Source organism: Nonomuraea sp. CA-141351 (assembly GCF_050944675.1).
Taxonomy (GTDB): Bacteria; Actinomycetota; Actinomycetes; order Streptosporangiales; family Streptosporangiaceae; genus Nonomuraea.
In genome coordinates this window covers 8,301,570-8,319,485 of record NZ_CP191982.1, presented here as the reverse complement: position 1 = coordinate 8,319,485, position 17,916 = coordinate 8,301,570, and the positions used below count along the sequence as shown (strand labels likewise).

At 69.6% G+C, this 17,916-nt stretch carries 16 protein-coding genes; 9 read left to right on the top strand and 7 right to left on the bottom strand.

Features of this window, described 5'->3' with window-relative positions; translation table 11 throughout:
* Positions 1 to 65: 65 nt before the first annotated feature.
* Together ACQPWU_RS39200 and ACQPWU_RS39195 are read left to right on the top strand one after the other, a co-directional pair.
* Complete coding sequence (locus ACQPWU_RS39200) at positions 66 to 677, top strand: TetR/AcrR family transcriptional regulator (protein ID WP_433430710.1); 612 nt, start codon at positions 66 to 68, stop codon at positions 675 to 677.
* Between the two features lie 56 nt (positions 678 to 733).
* Positions 734 to 1,228, top strand: coding sequence for a hypothetical protein (locus ACQPWU_RS39195; RefSeq protein ID WP_433430708.1), 495 nt, complete (start codon positions 734 to 736; stop codon positions 1,226 to 1,228).
* A 100-nt stretch (positions 1,229 to 1,328) separates the two neighbouring features.
* On the opposite strand, the gene ACQPWU_RS39190 is transcribed toward ACQPWU_RS39195, so the two are convergent.
* Together ACQPWU_RS39190 and ACQPWU_RS39185 are read right to left on the bottom strand one after the other, a co-directional pair.
* Complete coding sequence (locus tag ACQPWU_RS39190) at positions 1,329 to 2,510, bottom strand: ROK family protein (protein ID WP_433430707.1); 1,182 nt, start codon at positions 2,508 to 2,510, stop codon at positions 1,329 to 1,331.
* Between the two features lie 123 nt (positions 2,511 to 2,633).
* Positions 2,634 to 4,736 carry an alpha-galactosidase gene (locus ACQPWU_RS39185; protein WP_433430705.1) on the bottom strand — a complete coding sequence of 701 codons (2,103 nt, stop codon included), beginning with the start codon at positions 4,734 to 4,736 and terminating at the stop codon, positions 2,634 to 2,636.
* A 226-nt stretch (positions 4,737 to 4,962) separates the two neighbouring features.
* Here ACQPWU_RS39185 and ACQPWU_RS39180 point away from each other — a divergent pair, with 226 nt between their 5' ends.
* The 5 genes from ACQPWU_RS39180 to ACQPWU_RS39160 are packed head-to-tail and all read left to right on the top strand — an operon-like array spanning position 4,963 to position 9,665.
* A complete protein-coding gene (locus ACQPWU_RS39180) occupies positions 4,963 to 5,697 on the top strand; it encodes a ThuA domain-containing protein (RefSeq protein WP_433430703.1) in 735 nt (244 codons plus the stop codon).
* Complete coding sequence (locus ACQPWU_RS39175; RefSeq protein ID WP_433430701.1) at positions 5,694 to 6,686, top strand: Gfo/Idh/MocA family protein; 993 nt, start codon at positions 5,694 to 5,696, stop codon at positions 6,684 to 6,686. The genes ACQPWU_RS39180 and ACQPWU_RS39175 overlap by 4 nt, the downstream gene beginning before the upstream one ends.
* Positions 6,680 to 7,627 (top strand): carbohydrate ABC transporter permease, encoded by a 948-nt coding sequence (locus ACQPWU_RS39170; RefSeq protein WP_433430700.1) that lies wholly within the window; start codon positions 6,680 to 6,682, stop codon positions 7,625 to 7,627. Before ACQPWU_RS39175 ends, ACQPWU_RS39170 begins: the two co-directional genes overlap by 7 nt.
* Positions 7,624 to 8,445 carry a carbohydrate ABC transporter permease gene (locus tag ACQPWU_RS39165; RefSeq protein WP_433430698.1) on the top strand — a complete coding sequence of 274 codons (822 nt, stop codon included), beginning with the start codon at positions 7,624 to 7,626 and terminating at the stop codon, positions 8,443 to 8,445. Before ACQPWU_RS39170 ends, ACQPWU_RS39165 begins: the two co-directional genes overlap by 4 nt.
* Positions 8,442 to 9,665: an ABC transporter substrate-binding protein gene (locus ACQPWU_RS39160; RefSeq protein ID WP_433430696.1), complete on the top strand. Its 1,224-nt coding sequence runs from the start codon at positions 8,442 to 8,444 to the stop codon at positions 9,663 to 9,665. Before ACQPWU_RS39165 ends, ACQPWU_RS39160 begins: the two co-directional genes overlap by 4 nt.
* Before the next feature lie 59 nt (positions 9,666 to 9,724).
* Here ACQPWU_RS39160 and ACQPWU_RS39155 read toward each other — a convergent pair whose 3' ends face one another.
* The 4 genes from ACQPWU_RS39155 to ACQPWU_RS39140 all read right to left on the bottom strand — a co-directional run bounded on the left by ACQPWU_RS39155 (position 9,725) and on the right by ACQPWU_RS39140 (position 13,383).
* Positions 9,725 to 10,735, bottom strand: a complete 1,011-nt coding sequence (locus ACQPWU_RS39155) for a hypothetical protein (protein ID WP_433430695.1) — start codon at positions 10,733 to 10,735, stop codon at positions 9,725 to 9,727.
* A 309-nt stretch (positions 10,736 to 11,044) separates the two neighbouring features.
* Positions 11,045 to 11,737: a response regulator gene (locus tag ACQPWU_RS39150; RefSeq protein ID WP_433430693.1), complete on the bottom strand. Its 693-nt coding sequence runs from the start codon at positions 11,735 to 11,737 to the stop codon at positions 11,045 to 11,047.
* 3 nt (positions 11,738 to 11,740) lie between these two features.
* A complete protein-coding gene (locus tag ACQPWU_RS39145; protein ID WP_433430691.1) occupies positions 11,741 to 12,934 on the bottom strand; it encodes a cytochrome P450 in 1,194 nt (397 codons plus the stop codon).
* Complete coding sequence (locus tag ACQPWU_RS39140; protein WP_433430689.1) at positions 12,934 to 13,383, bottom strand: hypothetical protein; 450 nt, start codon at positions 13,381 to 13,383, stop codon at positions 12,934 to 12,936. The genes ACQPWU_RS39145 and ACQPWU_RS39140 overlap by 1 nt, the downstream gene beginning before the upstream one ends.
* A 54-nt stretch (positions 13,384 to 13,437) precedes the next feature.
* Between ACQPWU_RS39140 and ACQPWU_RS39135 the strand changes: the two genes are divergently transcribed.
* Positions 13,438 to 14,040 carry a TetR/AcrR family transcriptional regulator gene (locus ACQPWU_RS39135; RefSeq protein ID WP_433430687.1) on the top strand — a complete coding sequence of 201 codons (603 nt, stop codon included), beginning with the start codon at positions 13,438 to 13,440 and terminating at the stop codon, positions 14,038 to 14,040.
* A gap of 141 nt (positions 14,041 to 14,181) precedes the next feature.
* Here ACQPWU_RS39135 and ACQPWU_RS39130 read toward each other — a convergent pair whose 3' ends face one another.
* On the bottom strand, positions 14,182 to 15,291 hold the full coding sequence (locus tag ACQPWU_RS39130; RefSeq protein ID WP_433430686.1) for a hypothetical protein: 1,110 nt from the start codon (positions 15,289 to 15,291) through the stop codon (positions 14,182 to 14,184).
* Between the two features lie 66 nt (positions 15,292 to 15,357).
* Here ACQPWU_RS39130 and ACQPWU_RS39125 point away from each other — a divergent pair, with 66 nt between their 5' ends.
* Positions 15,358 to 17,892, top strand: a complete 2,535-nt coding sequence (locus tag ACQPWU_RS39125; RefSeq protein WP_433430684.1) for a LuxR C-terminal-related transcriptional regulator — start codon at positions 15,358 to 15,360, stop codon at positions 17,890 to 17,892.
* Positions 17,893 to 17,916: the final 24 nt, after the last annotated feature.

Sequence of the window (17,916 nt, the reverse complement as noted above, 5' to 3'; positions counted from 1 at the left end):
CTCTCACTAATCAAATCGCTACGTTTCGTTTCGATTGAAACTAGCACGCTGCTACTGTGGCGTCCATGCCCAGGCCAGCTGACACCGCGCGACCCTCCAAGCCCGCACGTACAGGAGGCCGCGTCCGCAGCGAGGAGGCCCGCGACGCCGTTCTGACCGCCGCCGCCGAACTCGTCGAGGAGCAGGGGTACGGCACGCTGACCATGGAAGGCATCGCCGCCCGCGCCAACGTCGCCAAAAGCACCCTCTACCGCTGGTGGAAGACCCGGGCCGCACTCGTCCTGGACGCCTACGGCCCTGCCGTGGCCCGCCGTATGCCCGAACCGGACACCGGCGACACCGCCACCGACCTCATCGCCTTCATCCGCGAGCTCTACCGCGTCGTCGAGCATCCCTTCCGGGTCAACGCGCTGCGCGGACTGATGGCCGAAGCACAACTCGACCCAGCCTTCGCCGACCAGTTCCAGCAATGGGTCCAGAGCCGCCGCGCCGTGGTCAGCGACCTGCTCAACCGCGGTATCGAACGCGGAGAGCTGGCCCCGGACCTGGACCTCGACCACGCCGTCGACCTGGTCTTCGGCCCCTTCTGGTACCGCCTTCTCGTCGGCCACACGCCGGTGGACCCCGTCCAGGCCGATGCCCACGTCCGTCGCCTCCTGGACGGCCTGGCCCGCTGACACGCCACACCACCGTCAGCATCCCGTACTCCTACAGCCTCGACGGGGCCGGCTGCGTGCCGGACATCGTCCGCCAGACGGCCGGCGCCAACAAGGGTCTGCAGGTGTCGAACGGCAACTGCTCGCCCCAGACGCCGACCGCGACACCAACCAGCCCCACACCGACAGCCAGCCCCACCCCCGGTGGAACCAACCTCAGCATCGGGGCCGGCTCCGACGGCTCCAGCAAGGGTGACGGTACGAGCTACGGCAACGTGCGGGACGGCGACATGAGCACCTACTGGTCGCCGGCCGGCTCGACCGGCGACATCTCGATCAAGTGGGGTTCCGCCAAGACGGTGTCCAGGATCATCATCCGAGAGGCGTCAGGCGCCACGGGCGCTATCGGGTCCTGGCAGGTCATCAACGGCGACACTGGCGCCGTCCTGAAATCCGGCAGCGGGGCGGGCGCCATCACCTTTGCCCCGACCTCGCTGAGCAAGATCACCTTCAGGATCGCCGGCTCGACCGGCACGCCGAAGGTCGCCGAGTTCGAGAGCTACGCCGGGTAACAGACGATCCCGCCGCCTGCTACTGATCACCAGGATCGGGGCCACGGTTCTGAGGGGACCGTCGCAGCGATGCGGCGGTCCTGCCCGGCGAGTGGAGGTCTCATGACGGTTTCGAAGTGGGGGTGAGGCCGGCGAAAAGACGTTCCTCGGCGACGTCGAGGGCGCTGCGTACGGCTCCGATCGCGGAAGAGTGGTCCCCCATGACCGAGCAGACGACCGCCGGCGGGAAGGCCGTCTCGCGTTCGATGCGGACACGTACCGGCTCGCGGATGGCCTCGCCGGCGGCTGAGATGCCACCCCCGATGATCACGAGTTCGGGGTCGATCGTCACCATGACCGGCGCCAGACCCTGTACGAGTAGGTCGGCGAACCCGTCGATGCCCGCCTGAGCGGCCGCGTCGCCCGCCTTGGCGGCGTCGAAGATGGCCCGGATCGCATCGCCCTGGTCCGCGCTCCGCTCGGCCAGAGTTTTGGGCGCCAACTCCAGCAGCCGTTCGTACGCGTGCGCCCACGGCAGCCCACGCCAGAGGCCGATCTCGGCCGCCGCCCCGTGCCCACCGGCGTGCGGCCGGCCCGCGACCAGCAGGCCGGTGCCCATGCGGCGGCCGACGTGGACATACACCACGTCGGAGGTGTCGCGGGCCACGCCTTTCCAGTGCTCGGCCAGCGCGGCCATGCGCATGTCGTTGAAGACCTGGGTCAAGATGCCGAACCGGTCGTAGACGTGTTTGCCCAGGTCGATGCCGTCCCATTCGGGGATGGCTGGAGCGTGGGCGACCTTGCCCTCGGGGCCGACGACGCCAGGCGTGGCGATTGCCGCGCACATGATGTCGGTGGCGGACAGGCCGGCCGCATTCAGGGCCTCGCTGATCGTCTGGTTCATGATCGACAGGCGCCTGACCCTGGAGGAGGTGGGGCGGAGGGTCTTGCGGTGTTCGGCGACAATCTCGCCGGACAGGTCGCTGACGAGCACCAGCACCTTGTGGCCCCCGATGTCGACGCCGAGCACGTGGCCGGCGGCCGGGCGGAACTCGAAGCGCTGCGCGGGCCGCCCCACCCGATCCTTCTGGCCGGAGCTGCTCTGGATCCAGCCCGCCTCAAGGAGGTCGGAGATCGCCTGGCTGACGGTGGGCCGGGAGATCTTGGCGGCGGCCGCGATCGCGGTGATCGTGTGGCTGCCGCCGCCGTACAGCACCCGGAGCACAGACCGCAAGTTGAGCACGCGCACCATGGACATGTCGCCGCTGAGGTGCGTCGTCGGCGGAACCATGAACGAGGTCATCCGTTTCGCTTTCTGCCTCTTACTTTACAGTTCGGGCGTCGGGCGCCGTCCGACGCGGTCCGCCGCGACGAGCCGGCAGGGAAGTGGCGTGGCCCCGGCCTTGCGGCGCCGAAATGATATCGATCATGCCGAGATCTCGATGAGCATCGCAGTCTCGGGGCGCAGGGTGGGCAGCCGGACGCCGACCGTGCCGAGCGTCGCGCCGCTGAATCGGGCCTGCGAGCCGAGCCAGCCAGGCCGGGGGCCGAGGTCGTCGCTGTTCGGGCCGATGAGCCGGATCGTGTAGTGGCGGGCTGGGTCGAGGCCGGGGAGGGTCATGCGTCCCGCGGGCTCCTCATCGGAGCGGCACATCGCGGCCACCGAGTAGAGCGCGAGCTCCGGTGTCACGACGCCGGTCAGCCAGCGGCCGGAGCTCGGGTGCTCGTCGCGGACGAGCGTGCCGGAGTGCAGCAGTGCCCGGTAGCGCTTGTAGATGGCGATCCATTCGGCGAGCTCGGTGGTCTCGGCCTCGTCGAGCTTGGTGAGGTCGAGTTCCAGGCCGAAGTGCGCGAACAGCGAGGTGATCGCGCGGAAGGCGAGGTCGTGCCGGCGGCCGGTGGTGTGTGAGACGGTGGAGGCGACGTGGCCGCCGATGAGTTCGAGCGGGATGAGCTGGCTGGTCCAGCGCTGGATGGTCTGCCGTTCGAGCGGGTCGATGCAGTCGGAGGCCCACACCCGATCGGTGTGCTCCAGGATCCCGAGGTCGACGCGTGCGCCCCCGGACGAGCACGACTCGATCTCCAGCCCGGGGAAGGCGGCGCGCAGTTCGTCCATCAGCCGGTAGGCGGCCAGCGTCTGCCGATGGACGCCGGGCGCCTCGATCAGGTCGCGGTTGTGGTCCCACTTGAGGTAGCCGACGCCGTACTCGGCGATGACCGCGGACATCTGCTTGAGCAGGTGGTCGAACGCCTCCGGGTTGGCGAGGTCGAGCACCTGCTGCCAGCGCGAGGCCGGTGGCAGCTCGGTCCGCGCCCGGAGCATCCATTCCGGGTGCGTGCCCGCGAGCTCCGAGCGCGTGCTGACCATCTCCGGCTCGAACCACAGCCCGAAGGTCATGCCGAGCTCCTTGACCCGGTCGACCAGGGGGTGAAGCCCGTCCGGCCAGCTGTGCTCGTCCACGAACCAGTCGCCCAGCCCTCGTTCCGGCCCGTTCCTGCGGTGGAACCAGCCGTCGTCGAGCACGAACCGCTCCACTCCGATCGCGGCTCCGCGCTCGGCCAGCGTCAGCAGCGTGTCGAGGTCATGATCGAAGTACACGGCCTCCCACACGTTGAGGTTCACCGGCCGGGGGGACCCGGGATGGTGTGGCCGCTGCCTGAGGTGCCGGTGGAACCGGGAGGCCAACTCGTCGAGCCCGTCCGCCCACCCGAAGAACAGATCAGGCGACTCGTAGCTCTCTCCCGGCCGCAACACGATCTCCCCAGGCAGCAGCGACTCGCCGCCGCCCAGCGTCCTGAAACCCTCACCGGTACGCTCGGCCCAGGTGCGATGGTTGCCGCTCCAGGCCGTGTGGACCGCCCACACCTCCCCCGACCGGAACCCGAACCCCGCGACGCCCGCCGCCACCACAGTCGCCGCGTCCGCCCCAGTGCGGCCCCGCCGTCCTTCACGCAGATGCACACCCACGTTGAACGGCCCCCGCTGCGGTTGCCGCTCCCGCGACCAGCGCCCGGCCAGGTCGAGCAGCTCCACCGCCCGGTCGGGCACCGGTAGCACGGCCGACAGCGCGTCGACCCGGTATTCGTCATCCCCGTCATTCCGCACGGTCGTGCGCAACCGGACCAGCCCGCTGCCGGTCAGCTCGATGGCGAGCCGCAGCCCGAGCGCGGTGCCCGGGTCGGCCGCCTCGACGGTGAGCCGTCGCCCCTCCTGGACGGCGCTGCTCACGGTGAAGCGGGGGGCCCAAGCCTCGCTGCCGCGCGAGCCGGACAGCCCCGGAATGCCGAACCACCCGGTGTGGCCCTCTGGCAGCACCGAGTGCGAGACCGGCCCGTCGATGAGGTTGATCACGTGCGGCGGGACGGCGGCCTCGGCCATCGCGTCGAGCTCGGCCTGATCGCATGGGCCCGGGTCGGCGCCCCAGTGGACGACGCTGGGGAGCCCTGCGGACCGTAGGTCGACGATCAGGGCAACGCCGGCGGATCGCAACTGTACGACGCGCCGTTCGGCGTCGGAAGGCTTCGTCATCCTGACCCTTCTCGTCATGTCGTTGGATGTCTCACTCAAGAATCATTCCGGTATGAGGAAGACGTCCGAGCTCGGAAACCTTGGCAGTGGAGTGGTTTGCGCTGGTATGCGGTCACGGTTGCCCTCGGGAACATCGTACTCCTATTATGGAGAAGGCTTGCATAAGTGCGCAGGGCTTTCTACGATACATCCGATATATCGGCTCGGCGGATGGGTGCAAGAACGCATGAACGTGACCGTGTGGAACGAGTTCTACGAGGAGAGGAAATTTCCCAGCGTCTCGGCGGTGTATCCGGACGGACTCCACGTCGTGCTGAGACAGATCCTGGTCGAGCACCTCGGTCCCGAAGCTGACGTGCGCGTCGCGCTCCAGGAGGAGCCCGAGCACGGTCTCGGCCAGGCCGTACTGGACGACACCGACGTGCTGCTCTGGTGGAGTCACCTCAAGGACGACGAGGTCTCCGACGAAGTGGTCGAACGGGTCAGGCGGCGCGTGCTCGACGGTATGGGCCTGCTCATCCTGCACTCCGCCATCGGATCGAAGATCGCCAAGGCCCTGCTCGGCACGTCCGGTCAGATGACCGGCTGGCGGCACGGCGACAGCGAGCTGCTCTGGACGATCCTGCCGGGCCATGAAATCGTCCGCGGCGTCCCCAACCCCGTCGTCATCCCCTCGGGCGAGATGTACGGCGAGCCGCTGGACATCCCCACGCCGGACGAGCTCGTGTTCATCAGCTCCTACCAGGGTGGTGAGGTGCTGCGCAGCGGCTGCGGCTTCTTCCGGGGCAGGGGCCGGATCTTCTTCTTCGCCCCCGGACACGAGGAGGCTCCCATCTACTTCCAGCCCGAGATCAAGCGCATCCTGGCCAACGCCGTGCGGTGGGCGGCACCACCCGCCGAGGCCCAACCCAAGGCCACCAGGCAGGGCGAGTACCCGAAGAACTGGTGGGTCGAGGCATGACAGACCTGATCCAGATCGGCCTCGGTCCCTGGGGGATCGACTGGGCCACCAATATCTTTCCGCAGTTCACCGACGCCAAGGTGACCGGCTGGGTGGACGCATCCCCCGGCGCGCGTGCGGCGTTCGTCGCCGAGACCGGCGCCGACCCGGCCACCATGTACGCCACCGTGGAGGAAGCGCTCGAGGCGACCGGGGCCGTCGCCGTGATCGCACCGGTCGCGATCGGCGCGCACGCGGCCGTCGCCCGGCAGGTACTGGAGGCCGGCGCGCATCTGCTGCTGGAGAAGCCGTTCGCGCTGGACACGGCCACCGCCCGGGAGCTCGCCGGCCTTGCCGCCGAGCGCGGCCTGGTCTTCGGCATCGACCAGAACTACCGCATCTTCCCCGCCGCCCCGGTCGTCCGTGACCTGCTCGAACGGCAGGCCGTCGGGACCATCCGCCGGGTCTCCCTCGAATGGCACCGCATCCACCAGGGCGTCAGGGACTCCAATGCCCTGGTCGAGCTGGCCATCCACCATTTCGACCTCATGCGCCACCTGTTCGGGCGAGAAGCGGTGGCGATCACATGCGTGCCGGTGACGCCCGTACAGTCGGCGCAGGACCGTACGCCGGGCGCGAGCCTCATCGTCGAGCTGGACGGCGGGCTCACCATCGACTACGTGCTGTCCAGCCAGGGGGTGGACGCGCAGACGCCGTGGCCCGGAGTCTGGCGCATCTCCGGTGACGAGGGGCTCATCAGGTGGGGAGCCGCGCCGGACGACCACCGGGCCGTGTCGATCAGCAACGGTGACGGGAACACGACCGCCATCGAGGTGCCCGAACTGCCGCTGTTCGAGCGGGCCGGGGTGCTGCGGGCATTCATCGACGCGGTCGAGGGCACGGGCGCGCCGACCTCGCCCGCCGCAGACAACGCGCACAGCGTCGCGATGCTGGAGGCGGCGCTGACCTCGGCGCGCACCGGGCAACGTACGAGGGTCGAGCAATGGTGACGGCCGTGGCCGACCGGGGCACGATCCGCAAACAGCGGCAGAGCAAACCGGGGCGGGGCGGCGGCGGGACCATGCTGTTCGGCCGTAGGACGATGCTGTTCCTGCTGCCGGGGGCCCTGTACCTCGCGGTGCTGTCGGTCTACCCGCTCATCGATCTGTTCCGTACAGCGTTCTCCGACGTGACCGCTGCGAACCTGCTGGGTGAGCGGCCGTTCAACGGGCTCGACAACATGTGGCGGGTGATCGACGACCCGTCGTTCGGTCACGTGGTGCTGCAGACGCTGGCCATCGTCGCGATCGTCCTCGTCGTGGGGCTGGCCGGCGGGTTCGCCGCCGCGCTGATGCTGCGCCCGCGCACTCGGCTGAGCAGCGTGACGCTCGGCGTGATGGTGTTCGTCTGGACGCTGCCGGCGGTCGTCGCCGGGAATCTGTGGAAATTTCTGCTGGAGTCGGGCGGGCCGGTCAACTCCGTACTGCTCTGGCTGCATGTGATCGGGCAGCCGATCCCCTGGCTCGCCAACGGCACGCTGGCGATCGTCGTGCTCGGACTGGTCAACGCCTGGATGGTGGTGCCGTTCTGCGCACTCGTCCTGCGCGCGGCGCTGCTTGACGTGTCCAAGGAACTGCTGGAGGCCGCCGCGCTCGACGGTGCGGCCGGCTGGAAGGTCACCAGGTACATCGTGCTGCCGCTGCTGCGCCCCGTCCTCTCCATTCTCGGGGTGCTCGTCGTGATCAACGCGTTCCGCTCGTTCGACCTCATCTTCGTGATGACCAGCGGCGGGCCTGGCACCTCCACGACCACGCTGCCGTACCTGGGCTACCAGCAGGCGTTCAAGTTCTTCGAGTTCGGCCAGGGCTCGTTCACCGCCACGTTGTCGCTGGTCATCGTGCTCTTCCTGGGTGCCGTCTACCTGCGGATGAACCGGCGGGAGGAGTCATGACCGACGCGAGGCGCAACACCACGGTGACCGTGCTGGGCTGCGTTGTCCTGCTGGCGATCTATGCACTGCCGCTGTACTGGCTGGTCGCCACCTCGTTCAAGAGCCTCAAGGACGTGTTCGCCGGATCGGCGGCCCTGATCTTCACACCCACCGTGCAGGCGTACGTCGACGTGTGGAACGGCGGCTTCGCCACCTCGGCGGCCAACTCGTTGATCATCGCCGTGTCCACGACGGTCATCGTGCTCGTCATCGCCGTGCCCACCTCCTACGGCCTGGCGCGGCTCAGCGGCCCCGTGGTGACCGGGGGACTTGCCGTGCTGATCATCCTGCAGATGGTGCCGACGACCTCGACCCTCATCCCGTTGAACCGGCTGCTGGCCCAGTGGGGCCTCACCGGCAACCTGTACGGCGTCGCGATCGCCATCGCCGCGACGAACCTGCCGTTCAGCATGCTGCTGCTCAGGCCCTTCTTCACCGGGGTACCCATCGCCATCGAGGAGGCAGCCGCCAGCGACGGCGCCGGGAAGTGGCAGCGGTTCGTGAAGATCGTGCTGCCGATCACCCGCAACGGGATCGCGACCGTGGCCACCCTCACCTTCATCGGCGCGTGGGGCGAGTTCCTGTACGCGATCACCTTTCTCAACGACCCGGGTCAGTACCCGGTCAGCGCGCTGCTCGCGCAGCAAATGTCCTCCTACGGGGTGAACTGGCCGGGACTCATGGCGGTCTCCGTCCTGGTCTCGGTCCCCACGGTTCTGATCTATCTGTTCGGGCAGCGACTGCTGGTCGGCGGCATCACGATGGGAAGCATCCGTTGAATTCTGCAAAACTCCGCATGGTCGCCGCCGCGGTCGGCCTGTGCGCTCTGGCCGCATGCGGGACCTCCGGCTCCGGCGGCGCGGGCAACGCCAACCAGGTCACGTTCTGGCACTACTACGCCCAGGGCATCCCCGCCACCGCGAAGTTCACCAAGGACCTCAATGACATCTACGCCAAGGCCAAGCTGCCCAAGCCGCTGAACAGCGTGTACGTGCCCGGCGAGCAGCTGACCCAGAAGGTCGTCGCCACAGCGGCCAGCAAACAGGGCCCCGACGTCTTCGTCCAGGGTGGCGCCGACCTGCTCCAGCTCATCAAGGCCGGCGCGGTCGCCGACTTCACCGCGCAGTACGACAAGTTCAAGGACAAGGACCAGATCCCCGACTCGGCCGTCATCAAATACGACGGCAAGGTGTACGGCGTGCAGGGCTTCAGCAACGCGACCGCCCTCTGGTACAACAAGGCGATCCTGGACGAGTTCGGCATCACACCGCCCACGACGATGGACGAGCTGAACGCCGACCTGGAGAAGATCGGCAAGAAGTACATCGGCATCGGCCTGCCCGGCCAGGGAGATCAGGACGTCAACGCCTTCTCCTTCATCACCGCGTACGGGTTCGACTACGCCAAGCCCGACGCCGCCGCCCTGGAGAATGCGTTCAGGCTGGTCGGCAGCTGGGCCGACAAGGGGTACCTGCCCAGGGACGCCGCCACCTGGACCGCCGACGTCGCCTTCCAGAAGTTCGCCGCCGGTGGCATGGCCTTCGTGCTCGGCGGCAACTGGCAGTACGGCAACGCCAAGAAGACCGCGTCGTTCAAGTACGGCGTCGTGCCCGTGCCCAACGGGACCGCTCCGGCCAAGGTCTACCAGTTCGGCGACAACGTGCACATGGGCGCGTTCACCAAGGACAAGGACGCCGCCTTCAACGCCATCGCCACCATGTTCCTCAGCAAGGACGGCGAGCTCGCCGCCCTGGAGGCGGGCAGCATGCCGGTGCGCAAGGACCTGGCCGACACCAAGGGCATGCAGGATCCGATCTACAGCCAGTTCCAAAAGGCCCTGCAGAACGGCGTGCCGTACCTGCTGCCGGGGTTCGGCACCGAGCTGACGCAGATGCGCACGCCGGTGGCCGAGGCGTGGAGCGCCGTGATCGCGGGACAGTCCTCCCCGAAGGACGCCGCCACCACCGCGGTCGCCGCCGTCCAGCGCGCCGCCAAGTAAGACCACAATTCTTACGAGGGGTACTGGGTACCGACTACAGGGGCTTGACGGCTCGGCATTCAGGAGCCGGTGACGCTCAGGTAGCCGTTCCGGCTCCAAAGGATCTTGACCTTGCCCTTGGACTTCGGCACGACGGCGAAGTACATCGAGGCCCTCTTGTACACGGCCTTCTCGCGGAAGGTCTTGCCCTTGCTCAGATTTTTGGCCAGGGAGCCGCTGTAGAACTTCATCCCGGGCGCGCCGGTGCGGGCGGTGTAGGTGTCCTCTTCCGTGATGCCGTACCAGAACAGCGCGCTTCCGGAAGTCGTGCGCAGTGCGTACGACTCCTGGGCGGGCTGGGTGTTGCGCCGGAGGTCCCATCCGGTCGGCAGGTTCTCGCGATCCCGCTTGCGCACGTCGGCGTCCCAGGTGAAGACGTTCCGCAGGATGATCCGGTTGGCGCGCGGGTCGTCACCGGCGGTGGTCAGCAGGCGTGCGTGCGTCCGGGTGAGTTCCTGGGGTGAGATCACGAGCCCCGCGCGGTCGTCCGGGGCGAGCACGGTGGCGAAGCCGTCGTCGTCACGTGCCGGGGTGGGGAGCCTGTCCAGCGTCGCGGAGTCCGCCACCATGCGCCACCCGGCCGACGTCTTCGCGAAAATGATCTGCTCCCACAGGCGGTTGCCCGGGCGCTTGAACTCGGCCAAGAACCACGGTGTGCCCGCGGCCGCTCGAGGGATGGCGAAGCGCGGCTTGACGATGCGGCTCTGCGAGACCTGGGCAGCCTCCCCTTGCAACCGGTCGAGTCGTACCTCAGCCTGATGGATCTCCGCGATCAGGCCCGCCTCCGCTGCCGACCAGTCCGTGCCGCCCTGGCGCATCGCCTCCCGCTCGGCGCTGTCCCAGCGGGCGAGGATCTGCTGGGCCTCCGCCGCCGTCACGACCCCCTGCTTCTGCGGAGGCGGGGACGTTACGGTCCCCCGCTTCGGTGAGTCCACGAACGGCGCGGAGGGTCCACCGTTCCCTTTCTGCCCTACGAGGCCGCAGGCGGTGATTACGGGCAGGATGAGCAGGATGGATAACTGACGTCTCATGGCTGTCTCCGTGGTGTGATTGCCCCCTTGTACGCGGTCCTCGTCGCCGGAGTTCAGCCCGTACGGGTGCCATGCCCAATGGTTCAAAGGGCTTGCGCCCCGCGTTTCCTGACCCTGTGCCGCTCGAAACACGTTCTCGCTGGTCAGAGCCGTCAGGCAGGGGCAGGCCGATCTGCGACCGGAACCGGGATCACAGGCGCTTACGGCTCCATCCGGCCTCGCCGCCCGTCTGTCGACCCGGACCAACGAGACATCGCCCAGTCACAACAGCGGAGGATGTGGCGGCGACGGCCATCGAGTGCTCAGCTCTTATGCCTCACGTCGCAGTATCCGCTTGATCTCGGCGAACAGGTCGCTCGCCGTGTCCGTGACGGCCGCGCCGTACCTGGAGACCTCCTCGTTCCCATGGAGCAGCACGGCGTTGGACGTATAGAGCACCAGTGGGATCCGGCTGGACCGCATCCCACTCAGCAGCTTCAGCCCGGCTCGCGGCTCCTCGATCCCGTCCTCGATCCGGTGCAGGTCGGAGATGACGAGGTCGAACTTCCCCGCGTCCAGGGCTTGGAGCGCCTGCGCGGTCGTGCCGGCCGTCTCGATGTCCACGCCGAGTCGCTGCAGGTAGTTGATTTCGAAGAGGTGATGCTTGATGTTGTCGTCGGCCCACAGGATGCGGCTGCCGGGGAAGGATTCCTCGTCCCGCTTGGCGGAGTGCCCGGTCATTTTCGAGATCTGCTCGCCCAGGAAGTCGGCGAGCCTGCCGGGATCGGCGCCGGGTTCTTGAACGGCCTGCCGTACCGTGTCCTGCAGCGCCTCCACCGCGACCTCGTCGAATTCCACGCTGAGCGGGCCGACCGAGGCGCTGCGCGCCCGCTCGGTCAGCCCGCTGAGCACGGAGACGACCCGCCGCCGGAAGCTGACGACAATGACCAGCGTGACGACGGGCCACGAGACGAGGTGGCCGACCAGGCGGAGCACGGAGTCCACCCACTGCTGGAGGGTCATCGGTCACACCGCTACGGGGAGCCGGTCGGGCCCGCGCAGGTTGATGCGGCCGTTCCACTCCACCTCGCCGTTGAGCGCGAGGCGGGGGAAGCGGCGCACCAACCGCTCGATCGCCACCCGGGCCTCCAGCCGGGCGAGTGCCGCGCCGAGGCAGTGGTGCCTGCCTCCGCCGAAGGACACGTGCTCGCGGGCGTTCTCCCGATCCAGGCGGAGCCGGTCGGCGTCCGGGCCCCAGAACCGCTCGTCGCGGTTGGCGGAGGCCAGGCTCGCGACCACGAACGTGTTGGCCGGGATTACCTGGTCTCGCACGGTGTAGGGCTCGGTGGTGATCCGGCGGGTCTGCTGGACCGGGCTGTCGTAACGCAGGAACTCCTCGACGGCGTTGCCGGACAGGTCCGGCCGGGTGCGCAGCAACGCGAGCTGCTCCGGGTGGCGCAGCAGGGCGAGCACGCCGCCGGCGATGAGGTTCACCGTCGTTTCGTGGCCCGCCACGTAGAGCAGCACGACCTGGGCGGCCAGTTCGTCGTCGGTGAGCCGGTCGCCCTGGTGTTCGACCGCGATGAGCGAGCTGAGCAGGTCGTCGGCCGGGTTGGCGCGCTTGTGCGCGATCACCTCGCCGATGAGGGTGTCCATCCGCTCCGACGCCTTGCCGATCTCCTCGAACAGCTGAGGGTCGCCGATCGGTTCGAGGGTGCGGACGAGTAACCCGCTCAGCTCCCGGATGAGTGCGTGGTCGGCCGGTGGCATACCGAGCATGCGGGAGATCACCGTGAACGGCAGCGGGAAGGCCAGGGCCGAGATGAGGTCCACGCTCCCGGCGTCCGCGATGTCGTCGAGCGCGGCGTCGACGACGTGGGTGATCTCCGGTTCCAGCGCCGCGACCTGGCGCGGGGTGAACACCTTCGACACCAGGGAGCGCAGCCGCGTGTGGTCGGGCGGGTCACGGTCGAGCATGCTGCGACGGTCGCGGCGGAACTGCTCGCGCTGGTCGCGGACGGGTCCAGGAGCCAGCAGGCGGTCGTCGACCGAGAGCCGGGCGCGCAGGAACGCCGCGACGTCGTCGTAGGCGGTCAGCAACCAGAAGCCGAAGGGATGCTCGTGAACGGGATCGGTCTGCCGTAACAGACGGTAGGCCGGGTACGGATCGTCGGTGAAGCCGGGCTCGAACGGGTTGAACAGCAACGGTGCCTCGGTCATCAGGCCTCCTGGCGTCCTGCTCGCGCGGTTGATGTGAAGTGGATCGGGATTCGTCGCGGTGCTGAGACCGGCATCAGGTTCAGGCTGACCCCGGTCGCGGCCTGTAGCGTGCGCCGGTGGTGCTCGTCGAGCTCGGTGAGGGCCGGATCGCCTGCGTGTGCGTCCAGCAGCATCCTGACCTCGGGCATGTCATCGGCGAGCGCTCGCCATAACCGGATCACGGCGGCGCGCATGTCCGGCGGCCGGTCTTCGAGCAGGGCGTCCAAGCGTGCGTCGAACGTGCGATACCAGCGACGCTGCGCCTCTCGGAGAAACTCGCCGAAGCCACCGAACTCGGTCTCGACCTCGTCGGCGAGCGGTCCGGTGACAGCCGGCTGCCCGCTCGCGGCGATCTCGGCCAGCACGGCATGCATCAGCTGATGACGGCGACGCAGTTCGCTCCACGACATTGTGACCTACTCGGCGTCGGTAACATACACTGTGTATGTTCGTATACTCTGCGTATGTCATCTGTCAAGAGCCGGCGCGAGCAGTACTCGCAGGCCACCAAGACCGCCATACTCGAGGCGGCCACGCGCCGGTTCGCGGAGCACGGCTTCGCCGGGACGACTCTCGAGGACGTCGCCACCGACATCCAGGCCAGCCGTGGCGCGGTCTACCACCATTTCGCGAACAAGATCGCGCTGCTCGAGTCGGTCCTCGACGTCCTGGAGACCGAGATGATCCGCAAGGTCAGCGAGGCCGGCTCGGGTGCCACCCAACCGTGGCAGGCGGGGCTGCTGGCAGTGGAGGCGTTCCTCGACTGCTGCTGCGATCCGGTCTACGGCCGAGTGGTCTGGCAGGAGGCCCCCATCGCGCTCGGCTGGCAACGTTGGAAGGAGCACGAGGGGAAGTACTCCTACGGGCTCATCGAGCAGTTGATCAGGGCGGCGCTGGACAGCGGGGACATCCCGCCGCTGCCTCTGGAGCCGATGACGCACATCACCTTCCACATCCTCGGCGCCGCGGGGATGGCGCTGGCCGAGGCGAGCGAAGCAGACAAGCCGCGGGTCAGGGCCGAATACCTCCAGACGATCGCTTACATGCTCGTCGGCGGGCGCCGGTGAGCGTGCCACACCGATGCGCCCCAGAGGGCCGAGCCTGGCACCGCTGCCTCACGAATCAGCCGGCGGCGCACCATAGAAGCGGACGAGCGGCCAGTGGGGTCGGCGTCCGGCTGGTGGTGCACGCACGGGTCCGCCGCGTGGTCAGCGTCCGTCGCAGAGGCGCAACGACCGCCCCAGGTCGACGATGAAGCGGGCGAGCGCCGCCCGTTTGCGGAACAGGTCGTGCAGCTCGGGGGTGGGCTCCTGGTCCAGGAGCTCGAAGGGGATCGCGGTCCACGCGCTGCGCAGCACGAGTGCGGCGACGTAACCGAGGGAGACCTCGCCGGGGTCCGCGATGCCGGCCGTCGCGTCGGCGTACGCGGCCTCGATCGCCTCGTGGACGGCGGGCAGGTCCGAGGGGTCGAGCTCGCCGGTGTGCGCCCGGCCGACCAGGAGCTGGCCGAGGTCGAAGCCCACGGCCGCCGGGTGCGGCCAGCTCCAGTCGACGGCCACGAACTCCGCCGAGCCGTCTGCTGGGATCAGCAGGTTCATGGGGCCGGCGTCACCGTGGACGAGGGTGTGCGGGAGACGGTCCAAGGCCTCCAGCAGCGGGTCGATCCGGTCGGCGAGGGCCAGCAGGTCGGCCCGGAGCAGGGGGTCGGCGTGCCGGGCGACCAGCGGGTGGCGCCACGTCGCCGGTTCCCGCAGGATCGGCAGGAACAGGTTGGCGACCGGACCCTCGCAGTAATAGCGGAGGCCGCGGTTGAGCGGGTCGCGCGACGCGGACGACCGGCCCGCCACGGGCCGTGCGGCGGCCAGGTCGCCGAGCAGGCGGGCGGCGGCGCGGTAGCGGTCCAGGTCCCACGCGGCGGGCGTGACCTGCACGTCCTCCAGCCACATGACGAACCGGTCGTCCCCTAGGTCGTCCAGCCGGTACATCCGGGGCAGCCGCAATCCGGCGGGAAGCGAAGGCCGGGCCAGGTAGACGTCCGCGTCGGCCCGCCAGGGGAAGTTCGCGAGCACCTCGGCCCTCAGCCCTTCTGGCATCTTCGCGAACCAGGCCGAGTGCTTGATCGCATGGATCGACTTGACGAAGAACGACCAGCTCACGCCGCCGGTCGTCGTGCCACGCACGCGGTGGAGCGAGGCTGTCGACAGCGACCCGGAGCCGTGGTGGAGGAGCTCGACGTGCTGCTCCGCGATCTCGGCCAGGGGGTCTCCGAGGCTCGCGCGGACGAGGTCCGTCAGTCCGGGGGTCAGCGTGATGGTCATGGGCCCAGCATGCTACGGACGATAATGCTCTCGCATGAGCATGGCCTACTCAAATACGCTTTCGCCGTGGCAGTCTCCTGGCCGTTCATCGGACGTGCGGTGCAACTGGCGGAGATCAGGTCCGCCTCCAGGGGCGTGGTCGTCGCCGGCCCGCCTGGGACAGGCAAGAGCCGCCTGGTGGCGCAGGCCGTACACGGCCTCGACGGGGTCGCCTGGGCGCGGGCCACCGCGGCCGCCGGAGAGCTCCCGCTCGGCGCCTTCGCCCAGCTGCTGCCCGCCACGCCGCCCACCGGTAACCCGCTGGGCTGGGCGGCCGCCGCGTTGCGCGCGCCGGTGCTGGTGGTGGACGACGCCCACCTGCTCGACCCGGCCTCGGCCGCGCTCGTCCACCACCTCGTGACGCGGGGCGGCACCCGCGTGATCGCGACCCTCCGCAGCCGGGCACCCGTGCCGGACGCGGTGCTCGCGCTGTGGAAGGACGGCCTGGTGCCGCGGCTGGAGCTGGAGCCGTTCTCCGTGGAGGAGACGGCGGCCGTCCTGGAGGCCGCTCTGGGCGGCCGGGTGGAGTCCGCGACCGTGGCGCGGCTGTGGCGCGCCAGCCAGGGCAACGCCCTCTACCTGCACGAGCTCGTGCTGTCCGGGATCCTCACCCAGGACGGGGACGTGTGGCGCTGGCGCGGGCCGCTGACGATCACGCCCACGCTGCGCGAGACCATCGCCGCCCGCATCGGCGAGCTGACCGCGCGGGAGCGTGAGGCGCTGGAGCTCCTGGCGTACGGCGAGCCGCTCGGCGCCGACCTGCTGGCCGTTCTCGGGTCGCTCGACGCCGTCCAGCACCTGGAGGACCGGCAGCTCGTCACCGTGCAGCCGGACGGCCGGCGGCTCCAGGTACGGCTCGCGCACCCCCTGTACGGCGAGGTCATCAGGGACGGCTGCGGGGTGCTGCGCGCGCGCACGATGATGCGCCGGCTGGCCCAGGCGGTCACCGAGGCCGGGCTTCGACGGCGCGAGGACGTGCTCAGGGTCGCCGTCTGGCGGCTGGACGCCGGCATGACCGGCGATCCCGGGCTGCTGCTGGCCGGCTGCGAGCGTGCCAGGGTCATCCGCGACCTGGAGCTGGCCGTACGGCTCGGACGCGCGGCCGTGGCCGCGGGCGGCGGGACGCCCGCGCTGGCCGCGCTCGGTACCGTGCTGTTCTACAGCGACCGGCACGCCGAGGCCGAGGAGATGTACGCCACCGCCTGGGCAGCGGAGATGGGCGACAAGGCCCGGATCGACCTCGGCGTGCAGCGCGCACTGAACCTGACCGTCGGGCTCGCGGACGTCCCGCGGGCGCGAGCCGTCCTGGAAGAGACCACCCGGCTGGCCCGCGATGTCGAAGGACGGCAGGGCACGTTCATCATGCGGGCCGTCCTGGCCGCCCTCACCGGCGACATCGCCGCCGCCGAGGACCTGCTGGCGCGGACACGGGACATGGGCCCGCTCAGCCCGCACGGCGAACGCATGATCGGCGGGGCCGAGGCGGCCGTCCTGCTGGCCCGGGGCCGCGCCGTGGAATGCCTGGCCCGCGTGGAGGAGGCCGGCGCCCGGCTCGCGAAGGAACCGGACGCCATGCGCAGCCTGTCCGCCGCCCTGACCGGGCACGCCGCGAACGCCGCGCTGCTGCTCGGCGACCTGGACACCGCCGAGCGGCTCGCCGACGAGGGATACGGCCTGAGCGGCCGGTTCGGCAGCTGGACGCGGGCGATCCTGGAGTTCGGCACGTTGAAGGCTCGCGTGCTGCGGCTGCGTGGCCGGCTCACCGACGCCCTCGCCTGGGCCCGCGACACCGTCGCGCGGCTGCCCGCCCGCAACGTGCTGGCCGGAGCCTGCCTGGGCGAGCTCGCGCACGCGTACGCGCTGCTCGGCGACGTCGCCGCGGCCGAGGATGCCCTGGTGCGGGCGGAGGCCATGGGCATGCCGATCGGCCCGTACGCCATCCTGCCCCTCCGCTTCGCCCAGGCATGGACCCTGGCCGGGCGCGGCGACGTCGCCGGGGCCGTCGAGCTCTGCCTGGAGACCGCCGAGAGCGCGCTGCCCTGCGACATGCCGTTCGCGCTGCACGACGTCGTCCGGCTGGGCCGTCCCGACCTGGTGTCCGCACGGCTCGCCGCGCTCGACGTAGAGAGCCCGCTGGTCGCCCTCTTCGCGCGGCATGCCGCCGCCCGCGACGGCGCGGAACTCGACGCGGTCTCGGAGGGCTTCGAACGCCTCGGTCTGCTGCTGTACGCGGCCGAGGCGGCGGCGCAGGCAGCGACCCGCTACCGCGAGTCCGGGCTGTGGCGCGGCGCACGGGCGGCGGAGACTCGGGCCTGGTGGCTCTCCCAGCGCTGCCAGGGCGCCCGTACGCTCGCCCTGATGGACCTCGACGTCCCCGGCCTGACGCCGAGGCAGCGCGAGATCGCGGTGCTGGCCGCCCAGGGGCTGACGAACCGCGAGATCGCCGAGCGGCTCGTCGTGTCCGTCCGCACCGTGGCGAACACGCTGTACGCCATCTACGACAAGACCGGCGTCAACGATCGCACCGCGCTCGCCACTCTCCTGAACCGGCCGGAGGGATAGCACTCCAGGGAGGACGACAGTCAT